This window comes from Agrobacterium sp. 6Ca8, assembly GCF_055382765.1.
Genome location: NZ_AP026434.1, coordinates 777,346 through 796,159, shown reverse-complemented (window position 1 = coordinate 796,159; position 18,814 = coordinate 777,346). Strand labels below are relative to the sequence as shown.

The window sequence follows — 18,814 nt, the reverse complement described above, 5'->3', positions numbered from 1 at the left end:
TATTACGTTACAAACAACAAGCGAGGTGACCACTAGCCCCGTCGTTCTCTACCGCAAGTCGTGACGACGATGACTCCCACGCTACCACCGCTAATAAAACGAGGCCCGCATGTCGAAAAAACTTCCTGTCACTGTCCTCTCCGGCTTTCTTGGTGCCGGAAAAACAACGCTTCTCAACCATATTCTCGCCAACCGCGACGGTCTGCGGGTCGCGTTGATCGTTAACGACATGAGCGAGATCAATATCGATGCGGCACTTGTGCGAGATGGCGGCGCCAATCTTTCGCGCACCGAGGAACAGCTTGTGGAAATGACCAATGGCTGCATCTGTTGCACGCTGCGCGACGACCTTCTGAATGAGGTACGCGCGCTCGCCGAGCAGGGCCGGTTTGATTATCTGCTGATCGAATCCACCGGCATCGCCGAGCCGCTGCCGGTGGCCGCCACTTTCGATTTTCGCGATGAAAACGGTCGCAGCCTTTCCGATGTCGCGCATCTGGACACGATGGTGACGGTGGTGGATGCCGCCAATCTTCTCAACGACTACGGTTCCTCTGACTTTCTTGCCGACCGTGGTGATACGGCAGGCGAAGGCGACAACCGAACCATCGTAGACCTCCTGGTCGAGCAGATCGAATTTGCCGATGTCGTCGTCCTCAACAAGATCGGCACTGCCACGCCGGATGAGCGGGACGCAGCCCGCAAGATCATCGTCGGGCTGAACCCGGATGCGAAACTCATCGAGGCCGATTTCGGCAAGGTGGAACTGAAGGAGGTGCTGGGCACCGGCCGCTTCGATTTCGCCAAGGCCGAAGAACACCCGCTGTGGTTCAAGGAGTTGCACGGTTTCAAGGACCACATTCCCGAGACCGAGGAATATGGCATCCGCTCCTTCGTTTACCGCGCCAAGAAGCCTTTCGATCCCGTGCTGTTCCAGCGTTTTATCGACCGCGCCTGGCCGGGTGTGGTGCGCGCCAAAGGCTTCTTCTGGCTGGCCACGCGGCCAGCTTATGTCGGCGAGATAAGCCAGGCCGGCGCACTGGTGCGCACCGGCAAGATGGGCCTTTGGTGGTCCGCCGTGCCGAGCGAGCAATGGCCGCGCGAGCAGCAGTTCCTCGACATGATGAAGCCCTATCTCGACCCGGTCTTTGGCGACCGCCGTCAGGAAATCGTCTTCATCGGTTCCGATCCCATGAGCGAAGCGCGCATCCGCGCGCAGCTCGATGCGTGCCTGATCGACACAGATGCCTTCACCCCGGACGCATGGCGACACCTGCCCGACCCCTTCGCCAGCTGGGACAGGCAGGCGGCTTGATTGGTTCTCAACTCCGACCTTTTTGACCAGCGCATGCCTCTTTCGCCTTCTCCCCGCCGGGGAGAAGGTATCGGCAATGCAATTCAAAGAAAATTCAGTGTCACCAGCGTCAGCACAAGATAACGCCCAACCTTGGCAATGGTAACAAGCAGAAGGAAAACCGGCAGCGGCTCCTTCATGATGCCGGCCGCAACCGTCAGCGGATCGCCGATCAGCGGCGCCCAGCTGAGCAGCAGCGACCACTTGCCGTAACGCCTGTACCAGTTCTGGGCACGTTGCAGCGCGGCTTCCCCCACAGGAAACCACCGCCGATGCCGGAAGCGTTCGATGCCACGGCCGAGCAGCCAGTTGGCGAGAGATCCGGCGACATTGCCGGCGCTGGCAACAGTAACCAGCAGCCAGACCGGCTGGGACTTCAAAAGGATCAGGCCGGCAAGTGCGGCCTCCGACTGCATGGGCAGGATGGTTGCCGCGACAAAAGCCGTCAGAAACAAACCCGCATATACCGCCAGATCGGCCATTCCGTACCCTTCACCTTTAGCGAATCCCGCTGCTCCTGAAGTGCCGGATGACGACACCTGTCGTCAAGCGCCATGGCGTTCGATACAGATGGCCTTACGGCGGATTGGCGGCGACGGCTCTGACGATATCATCACGCTCTATATCCAGCAGCGCCTGGTGAATTGAGAATTGCCGGGTTTTGCCGGATGCGGACAAAACGAGGATTACCGTTTCCTTCGGCGGGCAATCCGGCTGTACGCAGGCAGTCTCGTTGACGGAAACGATCTCGTCTTCGCGGAGGGCAAGCAGTTCCCGCGTCCAGTGTTTCACAAGACGGGCCTTAGAGACTATCGCAGAGCCGCTGCGCGCAAGCGGATTTGCTCTTGCCGTCATCGGGAAACCTTCCTTGCTGCCTGCGAGGCCAATGCCTCGAAAAGATCGCGGATCGGCTGCTGCGGCATATCCATGCCGATGAGGACAACACGGGTTGCACGGTTGCCATCCGGCCAGCTTTCCAGACGGCTCAGCGGATAAAGCCGGTGCTGTACGGCATGGGCGACCACTGGACGGTCCAGATCATCCGTCGCACCGAAAATTCCCTTGAGCCGCAGCAGACCGGAATGCACGTTGCTGGTTACGAGTTCGAGAAAGGTAACGATCGCCTGCGGATCGAAAGCGCCATCGAACGTCAAATCGAACGCCTCGACCCCCGCACCATGACGATTGATATCGTGCCCGTGCGCCGCATGCAGGCTCAGCCTGTCGGCGGCAAGCCAGCCCGTCACGTCTTCCGGCTTGTTACGCAACGAATAATCCGCCGGCGCAAACAGCGACATCAGATTGAAGTCGCGCGCGTTGCGGTCATGCAGACGCGCGGCAGGATTGAGATCGGAGAGGCTCTCACAGCCCATCTTCGCCCCGTCAGTGAGATCGGTTTTGGTCAAAACAATGTGATCGGCAAAGGCAAGCTGTTTCCAGCCCTCGATGAAACTGTCGAGCATCGCCTGGCCGGAGGTAATGTCGAAAACAGTAACGACACCGGAGAAATGAAAGTGGCGGGCGACGATATGGTCGCGCAGGCCGGCGGCAGGCGTACCGCCGGGAATCAGGCTGTTGATGATCGGCGCAGGATCGGCAAGGCCGGTGGTTTCAATGACGACACGAGATATTTCCGGCACCACCCCTTCCAGAAAGGCCTGATGCAACTCGTAAAGCGAGGTGCGGATATCGCTGGTGGCGGTGCAGCAGATGCAGCCGGTCGTGGTCCTGAAATAACGCTCCGAACCGGTGCGGACCAGGCCGTGATCGATGGGCACCGAACCGAATTCGTTGACGATGACGGCGGCACCACGCATTTCCGGTTCGCTCAAAAGCTCGTTCAGAAGCGTGGTCTTGCCCGCCCCCAGGAAGCCGGTAAGCAGTGTGACAGGCACCGTTCCGGTGGATGGGGTGACGGACGAGACGTCTTCTGGTGCAACCGCCTTCTTCCGCTTCATTCCGAACACATCCGCACCTTCAAGCAGCAAATCTTGGAGAGATTTAATACGTAATGTAATAACATATCAATACCCCTTGTTAGAAGTTCCTCTTGAACATGGCCTCCGCAGACCGCTTCCGGTATCCCGTCCCGAGCCTTGCCCGCAAGCACACGAAAAAACCAAAGCGGACCCAAAATGAAATAATAAAACCGTTTCGTTCACTTTCGTTTTTTTCGTTCCACCGTCTATTGCATTTTCATTAGAGTTCGCTTTAAATCGGGCCGCTAATACAGAAAAGCTCGCCCGCAGCTATATCGAGGAGGATAGGCTGCAATAAGGGGCTGTATCTTTTACTGTTTTTAAAATGGGAGGAATCGCCTTGAAAAAACTCAGCTACCGTCTTGCTGCGGCATCTGCGCTTTCGTTTTTTGTCACATCGAACGCATTCGCCGCGACGGAAATTCAGTGGTGGCATGCCATGACCGGCGCCAATAACGAGGTCGTGGACGCGCTCGCGAAAGAGTTCAACGATAGCCAGACAAACTACAAGATCATGCCCGTCTTCAAGGGCACCTATCCGGAAACCCTGAATGCCGGCATTGCGGCCTTCCGCGCCAAGCAGCCGCCGGCGATCATTCAGGTCTTCGACGCCGGTTCCGGCGTGATGATGGGTGCTGCCGGCGCAATCAAACCGGTGGCGGAAGTACTGAAGGAGGGCGGCTACACCTTCAACAAGGACGAATATCTGGCCGGCATCGTCGCCTATTATTCCAAGCCTGACGGCACCATGCTGTCCTTCCCCTATAATTCGTCCTCACCGATCCTGTATTACAACAAGGACACCTTCCAGAAGGCAGGCCTTGACCCGGCAAATCCGCCGAAGACCTGGCCGGAGGTTTTCGAAGCTGCCAAGAAGATCAAGACAAGCGGCGCTGCCCAATGCGGCTTCACCTCAACATGGTTGACCTGGATCCAGACCGAAAACTTTGCCGCATGGAACAACGTCTCCTATGGCAGCAATGAAAACGGGCTGGGCGGCACCGATGTGAAGCTTGCCGTCAACGCGCCGCTCTTCGTCGAACACTTCCAGGCCATTGCCGACCTTGCGAAAGACGGCACCTTCCGTTACGGCGGGCGCACTTCGGAAGCCAAGCAGCTGTTCATGTCCGGCGAATGCGGCATCCTTACCGAATCCTCCGGCGGCCTTGGCGATATCATCAAGACCGGCATGAATTACGGTATCGGCCAGCTTCCCTATTACGAGGGTCATGGTCCGCAGAACACCATTCCCGGCGGAGCGAGCCTCTGGGTCTTCGGCGGCAAGAGCGATGCCGAATATAAAGGTGTGGCCGAGTTCTTCCATTTCCTTTCCCAGACCAAGATCCAGTCTCGTCTGCATCAGGTCTCCGGATACATGCCGGTAACGATCGCGGCCTATGAGGAAACCAAGAAATCCGGCTTCTATGACAAGAATCCCGGCCGCGAAACGCCACTTCTGCAGATGATGGGCAAGCCACCGACAGAAAACTCCAAGGGCGTGCGCCTCGTGAACCTGCCGCAGGTCCGCGACATCATGAACGAAGAGTTCGAGGCGATGCTGGCCGGCAAGCAGGACGCGAAATCCGCACTCGACAAGATTGTCACGCGCGGTGATGCGGCCATCAAGCAGGCAACCGGCAACTAAACGATCCCTGCCCCCGCCCGCATCCTTACCCGGTGCGGGCGGTATTCCCATTTCATCAGGAGATCGCCGTGCAAAGCGTCGTATTCCCCAACAAGATCCTGCCCTATCTGCTGGTCGCGCCACAGATCATCCTGACGGTGATCTTTTTCTTCTGGCCCGCAAGTCAGGCGCTCTACCAGTCGACCATGCGCGAGGATGCCTTCGGGCTGAACAGCAATTTCGTCGGGCTGGCCAATTTTTCCGCCGTACTTTCGGATGAAAGCTATCTGAACGCGTTGCACGTCACGGTTATTTTCAGCGTCCTGACCGCACTCGTCTCGATGGGGCTGGCATTGCTTCTGGCAACGGCGGCAGACCGCGTGGTGCGCGGCAAGGGTTTTTACCGCACCATGATGATCATGCCCTATGCTGTGGCACCCGCCGTGGCTGGCATGCTGTGGCTGTTCATGTTCAATCCGGCCATGGGAACCTTCTCCTATATCCTGCGCCGCAACGGCATCATGTGGGACCCGCTGCTCAACGGCAATCAGGCCATGCTGCTCGTGGTCGCAGCCGCAGCATGGAAGCAGATCAGCTACAATTTCCTGTTTTTTGTCGCAGGCTTGCAGGCAATTCCGAAATCATTGCTGGAGGCGGCCTCCATTGACGGCGCACGCGGTTCGCGGCGCTTCTGGACCATCGTTTTCCCGCTGCTGGCGCCGACAACCTTTTTCCTGCTGGTCGTCAACACCGTCTATGCCTTCTTCGATACGTTCGGCATCATCCACGCTGTTACTGGCGGCGGCCCTGCCAAGGCGACGGAAACACTGGTCTACAAGGTCTACAATGATGGCTTCGTTAACCTGAACCTCGGCTCTTCCGCCGCGCAATCCGTCATCCTGATGGTGATCGTCATTGCGTTGACCGCCTTCCAGTTCCGCTTCGTCGAGAAGCGCGTGCACTACGGCTGAGGATTTCCTGATGATTGAAAATCGCCCGGTCGCCCGCGTGATCGCCCATCTGATGCTGGTTCTCGGCATCATCATCGTGGCCTTCCCGATCTACTACACCTTCATCGCGTCATCCATGACGTCGAATGACATCATTCGCCCACCGATGTCGCTGCTGCCCGGCGACCATCTTGGTGAAAACTATACAGACGCCATGGTCGGCGGCGTCGAAAGAGTGGTCGGCGTCAGCCTTGAACGGCTGCTGTTCAACAGCTTCGTGGTGGCGCTCGCCATTGCCATCGGCAAGATCGTCATTTCTTTCCTGTCGGCTTTCGCAATCGTGTTTTTCCGTTTTCCCTTCCGCATGGGCTTCTTCTGGATGATCTTCATCACGCTCATGCTGCCGGTCGAGGTGCGTATCCTTCCCACATACAAGGTCATCGTCGACCTCGGGCTTATCGATACCTATGCGGGACTGACGCTTCCGCTGATGGCGTCCGCGACGGCGACGTTCCTGTTCCGGCAGTTTTTCCTGACCATTCCCGGCGAAATGGTCGAGGCGGCTCGTATCGACAATGCTGGGCCGTTCCGCTTCATGCGCGATATTCTGCTGCCGCTGTCGAAAACCAATATCGCCGCTCTCTTCGTGATCCTGTTCATCTATGGCTGGACCCAGTATCTCTGGCCGCTGCTCGTGACCAACGACGCCAAGATGAACACGATCATCATCGGCCTCAAGCGCATGGTGGATTTCACCGACGCTTCGACGCCCTGGAATTATGTGATGGTGACGGCGATCCTCGCCATCATCCCCCCGATTATCGTTGTGGTGCTGATGCAGCGCTGGTTCGTCAAAGGTTTGGTGGAGACCGAGAAGTAATGGCAAAAATTGCGCTGAAAGACGTCCGCAAGGTTTACGGCGGCAATGTCGACGCCATCAAGGGCGTATCGATGGATATAGCCGATGGCGAGATGATCGTATTGGTCGGCCCCTCCGGCTGCGGAAAATCGACATTGCTGCGCATGATCGCCGGGCTGGAAAGCATATCGGGCGGTGAGATCGTCATCGGTGACCGTGTCGTCAACGATCTCGAACCGTCAGACCGTGATATTGCCATGGTGTTCCAGAACTACGCGCTTTACCCGCATATGACGGTGCGGCAGAACCTCGCCTATGGCCTCAAGAACCGCAACACGCCGAAGGACGAGATCGACCGGCGTATCACCGAGGCAGCCAAGGCGCTGGAAATCGAACAATATCTGGAGCGCAGGCCGCGCCAGCTCTCGGGTGGCCAGCGCCAGCGCGTGGCGATGGGCCGTGCCATCGTGCGCAAGCCCGCCGCATTCCTGTTCGATGAGCCGCTGTCCAACCTCGATGCCAAGCTGCGCGTGCAGATGCGCGTCGAAATCCGCCGCCTGCAACGTTCTCTCGCCACCACCAGCGTCTACGTAACCCATGATCAGATGGAAGCCATGACGCTGGCCGACCGCCTCGTGGTGCTGAATGCCGGCCGCATCGAGCAGATCGGCACTCCGATCGAGCTTTACGAAAAACCGGCCACCACCTTCGTCGCCACCTTCATCGGTTCGCCCTCCATGAACCTCCTGCCCTACGGCACCCCATCGGCTAACGGCGCATCCGGGTGGTCGGTGAATGGATCAGGCGCGCTGCCGCAAATCACCGCAACACTGGGCATTCGTCCGGAAGACATCACGCTCGCGGAAACAGAAGTTCCCGATGCCGCTTTCACTGGCACCGTGCGGGTGGACGCCGTGGAACTGGTGGGCGCGGAAAGCTACGTGCACGGCTCCTTCACCGACGGCACCACCATCGTCTTCCGCGTTCCCGGCCGTTCTCAGCTTGGCATCGGCGAGAACCTGCGGATTACCGCCCAGACGAAGGACTTCCATCTGTTCGATGCGGCGGGGAAGCGGATTTAGGGTCTGTGTGTCGGCATTGCCGTTACCTGCGGCAATGCCCGGCCTATTTCACGCCGATGAGACCACCTCATGAGCAGACTGGCGGGACGCCAACTTCTTTCCGAACTTCTGGGACGGCAATTCAATGAAGTTATAGCTCAAATAAGCCATGACCACCGTTAGAACCCAAGCCAATACGATCATGACATGAACCGGATAGGGAGCCAGTTGTCTGTACGGAAGAATGTATTCCACGACAGGCTGGGCTACGGGCCCAAGTAGATAGACAGAATAGCTTATCGCGCCAAGCCAGACAAATATCGGATGCGTGATACGAAGTTTTGTCGTGAACAGAGCAAAAAGTGCCATTCCTGAATAATAGGCGATGGTATAGCGGTACCAAGTCTCACCAAAGCCCATATCAACATTATAGCTCAGAAAACTGACGAGTGGCACCGTAAAGACCACAAGAAGGGAAGTGAATATGATAAGCCGCCGCATATACACATTAGCCTGATCAACGGCTCCGTGACGCCACAACAAACCCCAAAACATCACAGTAAGCCCAAGCGGAATAGCGACCGGTAACTTGATGCCCAAAGCATAACGCGCAGCACCCATGGCAACCGCGCACAGCAGGAAGAACACCACCGCGCCGACCGCACCCTCTGGCTTATGGAGGAGTCTAACATAAAACAGCATTGCGCTGACGACATAAAAAACGATTTCTATCTGTAGCGTCCAGTAAACACCGAGAATATTTTGCTGTCCCAGAAATTGCTGCAGCATCGTTACATTGGCGAGGATTTGGGTGATCGTAAAAAGATCTCCTCGCACGAGTGGAATGATTGCCACGGCAAGGGCTATCGACACCCAATATGCGGGATAAAGCCTGAAAAATCGGGAAAATGCAAAGCCGCGCAAGGGCGCTTTGCTCGCCTTCAGAAGAGAAAATGGGATAACAAAACCGGAAACAGCGAAGAACATGACAACGGCAATTTTTCCGATATCAAAGTATTCACTAAAAATATTAAACAAAAAATACTCAACCGCATTATTCGTGTAGTTATTTTTGTAAGCTACTTCTGCAATGTGAAAATACACCACTGCCAAAGCCGCTATACCGCGAATAGAATCGACATATAGCCAACGACCAGGAACACGATCTTCACTCATAAATACCTCATTTAGAAAATATATAAAATATAATAAATGTATATTTACAACATACTACAATGCGCTCGAAACGCAAATAGCGGGCAGTCGTTTCTTTCATCTACTTCAGCGAATGACGACGTGCAGGCACTATCAAAGTCCACTCTCCACGGGCACAATGACATCAGCGACGCGAGTGTAGTACCTGTTAAATGCATCCCGGCCCCACGGACCGGAATGCAGCGCTATCCATCTTGGCCCAGCCTGTGAGGCATCACAACAGCCTATGCCCGTTTCCCTACCAGACCAGCTCGACCTGTGGCCTACCGTTGGAGGTTTTCTCCACCGTGCGTCCGGACGTATCGATATTGCAGTGGATACGCTGCCGGAAAGCCGAGAAGCTTTCGAAGGTAACCACATCCACGGGATCGTCGAGATGCAGGGTCAGCCGGTAGCGTTCCGGGTCGCCGCCTAGCGTTTGCACGCCCAGAACGGAGGCTACGAAAGGCTGGCCTAGATAGACGCCTTCCACCCGGGAACCAAGAAGATAGGGATTGAATGCGGGACGGTTTCCCGCCGTGGCATGGAGGGTGTTCCAGTCGCGGAAGCCATATTGCGCGGCGATGAGTTCAAGCGCCTTTGAATGGGTGATTGCCTGCCCCTGCCCTTCAAGGGCGGCGCGCAGCCGTTTTGCCTGCTCTTTCAGTCCCTCAAGCGCGGGAAGCGGTTTGGACACGTTCATAACGGTTCTCCAACATGCGCATGCCGTATTTTTCCGAAGGGGTCCGCGTTGCCATCGACGACATGCAAAACATGGGGATGACCGTTATTCCAAAAAGAGCTTCACCAAGGGCGTAAACGCCTGCGGACGGCCGGGGCTCTTCTGCCCGTGGCCGTCCATATAGCTTAGAAAGCGCCGCCCGTCAAAGGCAGCGACGGCGCGAGGCCAAGGGGTCAGAAGCGATAGGTGATACCCGCACCGATCAACCAGGGATCGAGTTTCGCTTTGCCGCTGATTGGCGCACCGCCAAGTTCTGCGGTCCAGTCGGTCTTCAGGAAAATCTTCTTCACGTCGAAGTTCACGCCCCAATGTTCGTCCAGCATATAGTCGAAACCCACCTGCACGGCCGCGCCGAACTTGTTCTTGACATCAAGATTGCTGAAGCCGGGTTTTTCGGACTGGTTGTAGAACATCGAATAGTTCACGCCCGCGCCGATATAGGGCTTGAAGGCGCCGAAATCAGTAAAGTGATATTGCAGGGTCAGCGTCGGCGGCAGCAACCATGTCTTGCCCACCGGCGTGCCGGCCAGCACACCCTCGCCGTTGATCTTGGCGTATGTGGTGCCGAGGATGAGTTCGGCAGCGATATTCGGGGTGAAGAAATAGCTGATGTCGAGTTCAGGAATGACCGTATCCGAATAGGAGAGACCCGCACCCGGCACACCGTCAACGCTGCCGCTGTCATGGGTGATGACCCCGAGACCACGCACGCGCAGCATCCATGGGCTCGCCGCCGCAATCGCCTCTTCAGCGGTGGGGGCTGGTGCCGGCGGGGCCAGATCTGCCGCCATCGCGTTGGCCGACATCAGCATCGCCGCGACGCTCACCGTCACACTGGCAAGCAAGGCGGTTCTTTTCTTCCTGTTCGTCATTCCATCTCTCCTATCGCGCGCCGCAGCCGGGCAAGCCCGGGAAACCGGCTGATGGCGGCGGGCCTTCGCGAATCCTCGCTTGCCGCAGCCGCTACGGCCACTATCGCCAAGGGAGAGGTGAGCGGATTGAGATGGATCAAACTGAAAGGCGAACGATAAGCCAGGGCAGCTAGCCGGTGCTTGGTGTGACAAATACGCAACGGATAGCCATGACAACGGTCAAAATAGCGGGCCCGGCAGTCGGAAGTTGGCCTGTTTCACAAGCCTTCTCCTTTGCAATCTCAGGCGGCCTGCGGTGCCAAAGTCGCGGAACCCGGCTTTTTGAGAAGCAGTACCGAGACAGCAGCGATCATGCACATCACGCCGGCAATCTGCAGTGCGGGCATGTATGTGTCGAAGTCGCTCTTGAAGAACCCTGCGCCAAAGGCAGCGGTGGCGGCCCCCAACTGATGCCCCGCAAACACCCAGCCGAAAACCAGGCCCGCTTTTTCGCGGCCGAAACTCTCAGCGGCAAGCTTCACCGTTGGCGGCACGGTTGCCACCCAGTCCAGCCCGTAAAACACGGCGAAGACCGAAAGCTCCACGAAGCTGAAGCCCGAGAAGGAGAGATAGATCAGGGATAGCCCGCGCAGACCGTAAAACCAGAAGAGAAGGAAGCGATTGTCGAAACGGTCAGAGAGCCAGCCGGCAAAAATGGTGCCGAAGAAATCGAAAATGCCGATCACCGCCAGCGTGCCGGCCGCCGTGACCGCCGCCATACCGAAATCACCGCAAATGGAAATCCAGTGTGTCTGGATAAGGCCGTTGGTGGAAAGTCCACAGACGAAGAACGTGCCGAAAAGCACCCAGAAAACCGGGTTTCCGGACACGCTCTTCAACGTCAGTATCGGGGATGCCAGTGTTGCAAGAAACTTGTGGTCCTGCTTCGGCGGTTTTACCACCACCGTCTCGCCATAGGCTGGCAGGCCGACATCGGCGGGATGGTCACGTATCAAGAGCAGCACGAGAACCATGGCGATCGCAATCACCGCAACGGATAGCGTCAGCGCGGTGCGCCAGCCATAGGCCTCCGTCAGTGCCGCGAGCAAAGGCAGAAATACCAGCTGGCCGGTGGCGTTACTGGCCGTCATCAGGCCGATCACCAGTCCCCGGCGCTTCGAAAACCAGCGCGACGCCACGGTCGCGCCCAGCACCAGTGCCGTCATGCCGGTGCCAACACCGATCACCACGCCCCATAACAGCAACAGCTGCCACACCTCAGTCATGAAGAACGAGGCGACGATGCCGCCCATGATCAGCGCAAGGGCCGTCGACACGACCTGGCGAATACCGAAATGGTTCATGAAGGCAGCGGCAAAGGGCCCGAGCAGGCCGAAGAGCACCAGCCTGACCGCCATGGCAGATGAAATATCGGCAATATCCCAGCCGAACTCCTGATGCAGCGGCTGGATCATCACCCCGGCCGATCCCATCGCGCCGGCGGTTGCCAGCATCGTCAAAAAGGTGGTTGCAGCAACAAGCCAGCCGTAATGTATGTTTCTGTCGGCCATCCAGCTGGCAAGGCGTGTGGAGAGCATGTTCAAAATCCCTTTCCAGCGGCCAGCGGCCGAAATTTTACGGGTATATACCCTATATTGCGGGCAGATACCCGTTTTATCATCAAAAAAATTACAGGGCTGCGAGTAGTTCCTGCAATTGAGCAGTCTTTTCCGGGCCAAGCCTGGCCTCGATTTCGTCCTGTACTCCGTCCCAGAGGGGCGCGCCTGTTTTCAAGATCTCCTGCCCCTGCTCCGTCACAGTCAGCATCGCTTCGCGCTGATCCTCGCCATGGCCGATGGCCACCAGCCCCATCCGGGCCAGCACCTTGGTATTACGGCCAACGGTAGAGCGGTCCAGTTCCACCCGCGCGGCGAGATCGGTGAGCGACACCGGCGCCATGCGGTTGATGTTCCGCAACAGGCTGAACTGGCCGATATTGACGCCAAGCGGCGCCAGCGCCTCGTCGTAATAGGACGAGACCTTACGGGATGCTTTGCGCAGCAGGATGCAGTGACAATTATCGTTTGGCATTTGTCTCGGGTATATACCCGCAAAATGCTGAATGCAAGAGGCACTATAAGATCACGCAGGGACAATGACCGACTACAGCGCCGCGGCACTTCAGAAACGCAGCCGGAGAAGACCGTAGACCGCCAGAACCGCACAAACAGCGGCTCCAATCAGATAGGGCATATGCAGCGCCTCGATGCGGCCGAAGGCCGGTTCGGCAATGGTGACCAGAACGCCAGCGGCAAATGCGCCGAACGACATCGCACCCCAACCGAAAAACCGATAGACGGAATTGACGCGTCCAAGCAACTCGTCCGGAATGAGCCGTTGCCTGTAGCTCACGGTCACCACATTCCACAACATACCCGCCGCAGCCTCGAGAAATAGGCCGACTGCTACCAGTGGCGCGGAACTCGAAAGGCCGAGCACCAGATTGAACAGCGCAAATGTGCATAGCGCCAGAACGAGGCTTGTCCTCGCGCCCAGTCTACGGGCGAACCACGGCGAAGCCAGCCCGCCAAGAACACCGCCAACCGCGCCGCACGTCAACAGCACGCCATAGGCTGTCGCGGAAAGATCGAGCACCTCCTGCGCATAGAGAACGAGGACCGTCATTCCTCCAACGAATACGGCGTTGACTGCCCCCAGCATGATGGCAAGCCGCAGGATCATCGTATTGCGCCGCATCCAGCCAAGCCCCTCTCGCAATGCGGGCCAGAAAGAGGCTATGCTGGACGGTTTGCGTGGAGGCAGCACGATAAGCCAAACCAATGCCGCCGAAACCGCGTAAAAACTGGCATCCAGACCAAAGGGAATGGCAATGCCCGCGGCAATCAGCAAGCCTGCCAGTGGCGGGCCGATGAATTGGCCAGTGACCTGTTCGGCGCTCCACATCTGACCATTGGCATGTTCGAGATCGCTCGGTGCGACAAGTGAAGGCAATATCGTCTGGGCTGCATTGTCCCGCACGACCTCAGCGCAACCGAGAAGGAAAGCGATTACCGCCAGTGAAAAAATAGCCGCCGATCCCGATTCTGCCGGTGACGGCAGGTTTGCAGTGGTGGAGATCATGCCGACCGCGCAGATCATCAGCGCCAGCCGAACCACATCGGCCCGCACCATAAGCAGGCGCCGGTCACTTCGATCCGTCCAGACACCGACGGGAAGCGCGAACAGCAGCCACGGCAGCCGTTGCGCCACCGCAATCATAGAGATCAAGAGCGGATCGCTGGTCAGCAGGGTTGCAAGCCAAGGTATCGCCACCATCGAAATGCCATCGGCAAGATTGGATACGGCGCTCGCGGAAAACAGAAGACGGTAGTCACGGTTCGTTCTGAGTAGAGCTGCCTGCATAGCTGATCTCCGCTTTTGAAATCACGCGGGTGCAGACATATCCGATGCAATGTCCAAAAAAGCCAAATGCAACTTTGTCGCCGCCCGAACCGGTATCACGTCCGAACCCGCAGCTTTGCATAAAAGAACATTTTGCAGCAATCCAATTTCAGCCGGATCAACCCCGGCCGTTCAGCCGGGGCATTAGATACGGATATCGTCTCAGGCAGAGAGCCTGCGGCCGCTTGCGACCAGCATACCAGCCGCACCTTCCAGCCAGCCGGCTTTGAGTTCAAGCGCCAGAAAACGGCTGCGCTCGAACGGGCCGGGCATAATCAGGTGCTGGGCCTTATCGGCAAAAAAGCCGAAGCGCTCATAATAGGCAGCGTCGCCGACCAGAAGAATGCCGCCATGGCCACGTTTGGTTGCCTCGGAGATTGCTGCACGCATCAGCGCCGAACCGATGCCCTTGCCCTCATGGGCAGCATCAACCGCAAGCGGGCCAAGCAGCAGCGCTTCGACAGCGCGGCCTTCGCGCGAAATGCCAGCTTCGACATTCCACAGGCGCACCGTGCCGATGACATGGCCGTCCTCGTCACGGGCAACGAGCGCCAGACCTTCCGCTGGCACGCGGCCGGCGCGCAGCTTTTCGGAAGACTTGCGGCGGCGGCCAGCGCCCATGGCGCGGTCGAGCAGGTTTTCACGGGCAACGACATCGCCCGGATTTTCCTGATCGACATGAAATGTCTGCGGGGTGAAAAATGCACGTACCGAATTAAGAAGAGCGGCCATCTCTCGGCCCTCCATCACACAACCGCCCACACGCGGCCCTTGATCAAAAATGGTGGAGCCGTTCCGGCCCGCCGACACGCTTTCCTCGGCTGGAAGAGGAGCAGCAAGCAGGGATTTGCGCAACAGCACAATCGGCAAAGCCGGAACGGAAGCTTGTTCGAGACGCCGCCTTACTCAGCGGGCGGCGTTCGGATCAGATGACGTAGGCTTTCAGCGGCTCGAAACCGTTGAAGGCAACCGCCGAATAGGTCGTCGTATAGGCACCTGCGCCTTCGATCAGAACCTCGTCGCCGATGGTCAGAGAGACCGGCAACGGGTACATGTTCTTTTCGTACAGCACGTCGGCGCTGTCGCAGGTCGGACCGGCCAGAACGCAAGGCTCCATCTCGTCCTGATCGCGCTCGGTGCGGATCGGGTAGCGGATAGCCTCATCCATCGTCTCGGCGAGACCGCCGAACTTGCCGATGTCGAGGAACACCCAGCGATGGTTGTCGTTGTCGGACTTGCGCGACACGAGAACAACTTCCGCCTTGATGACGCCAGCGTTACCCACCATGCCACGGCCCGGCTCAATGATCGTCTTCGGGATCTGGTTGCCGAAGTGCTTGCGCAGCGCCGTGTCGATAGCCTGGCCGTATTCTTCGGCAGCAGGAACGTCGCGCAGGTACTTGGTCGGGAAACCACCGCCCATATTGACCATCTGCAGGTGAATACCCTGCTTGGACAGCGAAGCGAAAACGCGCTTGGCATCGCCCAGCGCTGCATCCCATGCGTCGAGATTCATCATCTGCGAACCGACATGGAAGGAAACGCCGTAGGATTCGAGGCCCAGCTGATGTGCGTAGACCAGAACATCAACAGCCATCTGCGGTACGCAGCCGAACTTGCGCGACAGCGGCCATTCGGCACCTTCACCGTCCGTCAGCACGCGGCAGAAGACGCGCGCGCCAGGAGCGGCACGGGCAACCTTCTCGACTTCCTCATGGCTGTCGACGGCGAAGAGATCGATGCCGAGCGCGTAAGCGCGGGCGACATCGCGTTCCTTCTTGATGGTGTTGCCGAACGAAATCCGGTCGGACGTCGCACCTGCATCAAGCGCCATCTGGATTTCAGCCACGGAGGCGCAATCGAAGTTCGAGCCGAGCGAAGCAAGCAGCTTCAGGATTTCGGGAGCCGGGTTTGCCTTGACCGCATAGTAGATCGCGCTGTTCGGCAGGGAATGCCGGAACGCGTTGAAATTGTCGCGCACGACGTCGAGGTCGACGACGAGGCAAGGGCCTTCGGGACGTCGGGTCTTGATGAAATCGAGAATGCGTGCAGTCGTCATCGATATATTCCCTATAAAACCGGCTCCGGAAAATCCGGAGGACAAAGGACGCTCGAGATATGCATACGAATCAGCCGGTGGAGGCGCAGAATCGATAGCATACGCTCAAGGCGCAAATATGAATGACGCCCTGCCAGAGCATCATTCGGCTTTGTCTGCCATCGATTGGAGGGAATGACCCGACCGCACTTCAGGCAATGATGGTGTGCCTCTTCAGTACCCCGGCTGATGGAAAGCCGGCAGAGAACCAGAAAGGCCCGCACCGTCGTTGCTTCATATGTCCTCGCATTTCCCGGTTGGCCGGAATAGCGACTGGAGGGGTTAGTTCCAGGTACCTTACCGAACTCCTCACCACATCGAGGACTCGGCGGACACACATGGGCACGTGCGACTTTGGGCAGCACGGGAGATAAGAATATTCGCCGTCATAATCAAGAGGATTTTTTCACCATATAGCGGATTTTTTCGGCAACCATTTTACGGGTTGAACAGTCACGCCTCAGCGTTCAATTATATGGAACGAACCGGAGGATTTTCATGGACACGCTCACCCGCATCCGCGCCTTTATCGACGTTGTCGAAGCGGAGGGTTTTTCCGCCGCTGCCCGCAAGACCGGGCGTTCCAAGGCGCTTTTGTCCAAATATGTCCGGGAACTGGAAGATGATCTCGGTGCACTGCTTCTCAACCGCACCACCCGGCAATTCTCGCTGACGGAGGCCGGCCATACGTATTACCGCACCGCCTCTGACATTTTGAAGGAGATCGACAACCTCGCCGATCTGGTGCGCGAGAAGAATGCCGATCTGAAGGGCAAGCTCAGAATATCCGTTCCGCGCACTTTCATCGACGCCGATGTTGGCCAGAGCCTCATCGATTTCGCCAAGGAAAATCCGGAACTGTCTCTGGAAATCGTCGCCGATGACCGGTTCGTCGATCTGATCGAGGAAGGATTCGACCTTGCGATTCGCATTACACGGCTGGAAGATTCAGGCCTCATCGCCCGCAAGATCTCCGATTTCCGGGTCTATGCAGTGGCGACGGCGGATTTTGTCGCCAGACACGGCCCGCTCAATGGTCCGCAGGACTTTTCCCGCGTGCCCTTCATCATCGACACCAACACCCGCTTCCACAACACCGTGCGTTATCTTGAAGCGGATGGCGGCTCGAACTCCGTTACCATCAGTGGACCGATCGAGGTGAACAGCCCGCAGGCGACACTGCGCGCCGCCCGCGCAGGGCTTGGCATCGCCATGGTGCCGGACTTTATTGCAAGACCCTTTATCCAGTCCGGCGAGCTTGTGACCCTGTTCGACGACTATATTTCCAAAGACCGCGGCATATATGCCGTCTACCCCCACCGCCGTTACCTTCCCGCCAAAGTGCGCAGCTTCGTGGATTATCTCTCGGCGTGGTTCAGGAAAAATGGATGAAGAGCGGGGGAGCGGTATAGTTTCCGCCGACCTTCCCCTCGTCATGCCGTATTTAATCCGGCATCGAGCCGCGGCGCGCCCGCGCCATGAATGACTCTATCGCGATCAACGACCTGATCGCGCTGCACCCCGAATCTGGTCCGGGGTGCAGGAGTGCGGATGCAACGCCTGCCTTTCAGCGGGCGTTGCTTAGCCAGAAACCGCTTATCAGAACGGCGAATCCGGGAAGTAGAACTGCTTGGCATTGTCCTTGGTGATGAGCGTAGCGTCGAGAATATACTCGCCAGCAACAGGCACCTGATCGTAAAAATGACCTGCCGTCAGCTGCATGGCGGTCGCCACCATCGCCGGCGGGTAGAGCACGTCGACCGGAATTAGCTTGTCGCCGTCCATTACGCGCTTGATCATGTCCTTGGAACCGGCGCCAGCAACGATATACTTGATATCGGTGCGTTTCGCCTGCTGGATTGCCTCCAGCACGCCAACCGCCATGTCGTCGTCCTGACACCAGACCACGTCGATCTTCTTGTATTTGGTCAGGTAGTCCTGCATCACGCGGAAGGCGTCGTCGCGGTTCCAGTTGCCGTACTGGCGGTCGAGAACCTTGACGCTGGAGCCGGCAATACCCTTGTCGAAACCATCCTGGCGCTGCTGGTCGATCGGGATCGGCAGACCGCGAATGACCACCACTTCCGCATCAGGCGTGGTTTTCTTGATGTATTCGCCTGCCACTTGTCCGAGTGCCGGATTGTTACCCGCAACGTAGAGATCGCGGATCGAATTGTCGTTGACGCTCGGCGCGCGGTCGACGAGCGCGACAAAGGTGCCCTTGTCCTTGATCTCCTTGATGGCGTTGACGAGCGGATCGGGATCAGACGGCAGCACGACCAGTGCGTCCAGCCCCTGCACGGCAAGATCCTGAAGCGCGTTTGCCTGGTTGGCGGCATCCGGCGAGGTCTTGACGATGACGTTCAGACCTGGGTGCTCCTTCATCAGAAGCTTTGCCACCCGTTCGGCATGGTAAACGACGCCCGCCGTCCAGCCGTGGTCGGCCGCCGGAATGGATACCCCGATCGTTACCTTCTTCTCCTGCGCATGGGCAGAACCCGCAAGAACGGCAGCCAGCGCGACAAATGCCACGCCGATGAATTTTCTACGCATAGTCTCTTCCTCCCAAGACCGGGGCGTTCCTCCTGTTTAAACCGCGCATGCCCCAGATTGCGCGGCCAGATGTCTCATCGATCGTCC

The 18,814-nt window shown here is 57.8% G+C and carries 18 protein-coding genes; 6 read left to right on the top strand and 12 right to left on the bottom strand.

The window, feature by feature from the left end; genetic code table 11:
- The first annotated feature begins 109 nt into the window (after positions 1-109).
- Complete coding sequence (locus ACZ5A6_RS17805; RefSeq protein ID WP_080801153.1) at positions 110-1,315, top strand: GTP-binding protein; 1,206 nt, start codon at positions 110-112, stop codon at positions 1,313-1,315.
- 83 nt (positions 1,316-1,398) lie between these two features.
- On the opposite strand, the gene ACZ5A6_RS17800 is transcribed toward ACZ5A6_RS17805, so the two are convergent.
- From ACZ5A6_RS17800 to ACZ5A6_RS17790, 3 genes are all read right to left on the bottom strand, one after another.
- Positions 1,399-1,836, bottom strand: a complete 438-nt coding sequence (locus tag ACZ5A6_RS17800) for a YqaA family protein (protein WP_003510639.1) — start codon at positions 1,834-1,836, stop codon at positions 1,399-1,401.
- Between the two features lie 94 nt (positions 1,837-1,930).
- The gene (locus ACZ5A6_RS17795; protein WP_003510641.1) at positions 1,931-2,209 is read right to left on the bottom strand and encodes a hypothetical protein; all 279 of its coding nucleotides are present in this window, start codon (positions 2,207-2,209) and stop codon (positions 1,931-1,933) included.
- Entirely contained in the window at positions 2,206-3,312 is a 1,107-nt protein-coding gene (locus ACZ5A6_RS17790; RefSeq protein ID WP_464111213.1) for a CobW family GTP-binding protein, read from the bottom strand. The genes ACZ5A6_RS17795 and ACZ5A6_RS17790 overlap by 4 nt, the downstream gene beginning before the upstream one ends.
- A gap of 355 nt (positions 3,313-3,667) precedes the next feature.
- Here ACZ5A6_RS17790 and ugpB point away from each other — a divergent pair, with 355 nt between their 5' ends.
- From ugpB to ACZ5A6_RS17770, 4 genes are all read left to right on the top strand, one after another.
- Positions 3,668-4,978: a sn-glycerol-3-phosphate ABC transporter substrate-binding protein UgpB gene (ugpB, locus tag ACZ5A6_RS17785; RefSeq protein WP_025595901.1), complete on the top strand. Its 1,311-nt coding sequence runs from the start codon at positions 3,668-3,670 to the stop codon at positions 4,976-4,978.
- Between the two features lie 68 nt (positions 4,979-5,046).
- Entirely contained in the window at positions 5,047-5,928 is an 882-nt protein-coding gene (gene ugpA, locus ACZ5A6_RS17780; protein ID WP_003510646.1) for a sn-glycerol-3-phosphate ABC transporter permease UgpA, read from the top strand.
- Between the two features lie 10 nt (positions 5,929-5,938).
- Positions 5,939-6,787, top strand: a complete 849-nt coding sequence (ugpE, locus tag ACZ5A6_RS17775) for a sn-glycerol-3-phosphate ABC transporter permease UgpE (RefSeq protein ID WP_003510648.1) — start codon at positions 5,939-5,941, stop codon at positions 6,785-6,787.
- Entirely contained in the window at positions 6,787-7,848 is a 1,062-nt protein-coding gene (locus ACZ5A6_RS17770) for a sn-glycerol-3-phosphate import ATP-binding protein UgpC (protein ID WP_464111212.1), read from the top strand. Before ugpE ends, ACZ5A6_RS17770 begins: the two co-directional genes overlap by 1 nt.
- Positions 7,849-7,896: 48 nt before the next feature.
- On the opposite strand, the gene ACZ5A6_RS17765 is transcribed toward ACZ5A6_RS17770, so the two are convergent.
- From ACZ5A6_RS17765 to odc2, 8 genes are all read right to left on the bottom strand, one after another.
- On the bottom strand, positions 7,897-9,003 hold the full coding sequence (locus ACZ5A6_RS17765) for an acyltransferase family protein (RefSeq protein WP_464111211.1): 1,107 nt from the start codon (positions 9,001-9,003) through the stop codon (positions 7,897-7,899).
- A 277-nt stretch (positions 9,004-9,280) separates the two neighbouring features.
- Positions 9,281-9,724: a glyoxalase superfamily protein gene (locus ACZ5A6_RS17760; protein ID WP_112152909.1), complete on the bottom strand. Its 444-nt coding sequence runs from the start codon at positions 9,722-9,724 to the stop codon at positions 9,281-9,283.
- A 212-nt stretch (positions 9,725-9,936) separates the two neighbouring features.
- Positions 9,937-10,635: an OmpW/AlkL family protein gene (locus ACZ5A6_RS17755; protein WP_464111210.1), complete on the bottom strand. Its 699-nt coding sequence runs from the start codon at positions 10,633-10,635 to the stop codon at positions 9,937-9,939.
- A gap of 281 nt (positions 10,636-10,916) precedes the next feature.
- The gene (locus tag ACZ5A6_RS17750) at positions 10,917-12,212 is read right to left on the bottom strand and encodes an MFS transporter (protein WP_464111209.1); all 1,296 of its coding nucleotides are present in this window, start codon (positions 12,210-12,212) and stop codon (positions 10,917-10,919) included.
- Positions 12,213-12,303: 91 nt separating this feature from the next.
- Complete coding sequence (locus ACZ5A6_RS17745) at positions 12,304-12,705, bottom strand: MarR family winged helix-turn-helix transcriptional regulator (RefSeq protein ID WP_464111208.1); 402 nt, start codon at positions 12,703-12,705, stop codon at positions 12,304-12,306.
- A gap of 90 nt (positions 12,706-12,795) precedes the next feature.
- Entirely contained in the window at positions 12,796-14,037 is a 1,242-nt protein-coding gene (locus tag ACZ5A6_RS17740) for an MFS transporter (protein ID WP_464111207.1), read from the bottom strand.
- A 201-nt stretch (positions 14,038-14,238) separates the two neighbouring features.
- Positions 14,239-14,808: a GNAT family N-acetyltransferase gene (locus ACZ5A6_RS17735; RefSeq protein WP_013761478.1), complete on the bottom strand. Its 570-nt coding sequence runs from the start codon at positions 14,806-14,808 to the stop codon at positions 14,239-14,241.
- Positions 14,809-15,001: 193 nt separating this feature from the next.
- A complete protein-coding gene (gene odc2 / locus ACZ5A6_RS17730; RefSeq protein ID WP_003510663.1) occupies positions 15,002-16,135 on the bottom strand; it encodes an ornithine/lysine decarboxylase in 1,134 nt (377 codons plus the stop codon).
- 537 nt (positions 16,136-16,672) lie between these two features.
- On the opposite strand from odc2, the gene ACZ5A6_RS17725 reads away from it, so the two are divergent.
- Positions 16,673-17,566: a LysR family transcriptional regulator gene (locus ACZ5A6_RS17725; RefSeq protein ID WP_003510664.1), complete on the top strand. Its 894-nt coding sequence runs from the start codon at positions 16,673-16,675 to the stop codon at positions 17,564-17,566.
- 207 nt (positions 17,567-17,773) lie between these two features.
- On the opposite strand, the gene ACZ5A6_RS17720 is transcribed toward ACZ5A6_RS17725, so the two are convergent.
- Entirely contained in the window at positions 17,774-18,727 is a 954-nt protein-coding gene (locus ACZ5A6_RS17720; protein WP_003510665.1) for a substrate-binding domain-containing protein, read from the bottom strand.
- Between the last annotated feature and the right edge of the window lie 87 nt (positions 18,728-18,814).

Excerpts from the sequence above, each read along its gene's own strand:
- ACZ5A6_RS17765 (WP_464111211.1), bottom strand. The coding sequence starts at position 9,003 with ATGAGTGAAGATCGTGTTCCTGGTCGTTGGCTATATGTCGATTCTATT.
- ACZ5A6_RS17735 (WP_013761478.1), bottom strand. The coding sequence starts at position 14,808 with ATGGCCGCTCTTCTTAATTCGGTACGTGCATTTTTCACCCCGCAGACA.
- ACZ5A6_RS17770 (WP_464111212.1), top strand. The coding sequence starts at position 6,787 with ATGGCAAAAATTGCGCTGAAAGACGTCCGCAAGGTTTACGGCGGCAAT.
- ACZ5A6_RS17800 (WP_003510639.1), bottom strand. The coding sequence starts at position 1,836 with ATGGCCGATCTGGCGGTATATGCGGGTTTGTTTCTGACGGCTTTTGTC.
- odc2 (WP_003510663.1), bottom strand. The coding sequence starts at position 16,135 with ATGACGACTGCACGCATTCTCGATTTCATCAAGACCCGACGTCCCGAA.
- ACZ5A6_RS17805 (WP_080801153.1), top strand. The coding sequence starts at position 110 with ATGTCGAAAAAACTTCCTGTCACTGTCCTCTCCGGCTTTCTTGGTGCC.
- ACZ5A6_RS17740 (WP_464111207.1), bottom strand. The coding sequence starts at position 14,037 with ATGCAGGCAGCTCTACTCAGAACGAACCGTGACTACCGTCTTCTGTTT.
- ACZ5A6_RS17750 (WP_464111209.1), bottom strand. The coding sequence starts at position 12,212 with ATGCTCTCCACACGCCTTGCCAGCTGGATGGCCGACAGAAACATACAT.
- ACZ5A6_RS17745 (WP_464111208.1), bottom strand. The coding sequence starts at position 12,705 with ATGCCAAACGATAATTGTCACTGCATCCTGCTGCGCAAAGCATCCCGT.
- ACZ5A6_RS17790 (WP_464111213.1), bottom strand. The coding sequence starts at position 3,312 with ATGAAGCGGAAGAAGGCGGTTGCACCAGAAGACGTCTCGTCCGTCACC.
- ACZ5A6_RS17720 (WP_003510665.1), bottom strand. The coding sequence starts at position 18,727 with ATGCGTAGAAAATTCATCGGCGTGGCATTTGTCGCGCTGGCTGCCGTT.
- ACZ5A6_RS17725 (WP_003510664.1), top strand. The coding sequence starts at position 16,673 with ATGGACACGCTCACCCGCATCCGCGCCTTTATCGACGTTGTCGAAGCG.
- ACZ5A6_RS17755 (WP_464111210.1), bottom strand. The coding sequence starts at position 10,635 with ATGACGAACAGGAAGAAAAGAACCGCCTTGCTTGCCAGTGTGACGGTG.
- ugpE (WP_003510648.1), top strand. The coding sequence starts at position 5,939 with ATGATTGAAAATCGCCCGGTCGCCCGCGTGATCGCCCATCTGATGCTG.
- ACZ5A6_RS17795 (WP_003510641.1), bottom strand. The coding sequence starts at position 2,209 with ATGACGGCAAGAGCAAATCCGCTTGCGCGCAGCGGCTCTGCGATAGTC.
- ACZ5A6_RS17760 (WP_112152909.1), bottom strand. The coding sequence starts at position 9,724 with ATGAACGTGTCCAAACCGCTTCCCGCGCTTGAGGGACTGAAAGAGCAG.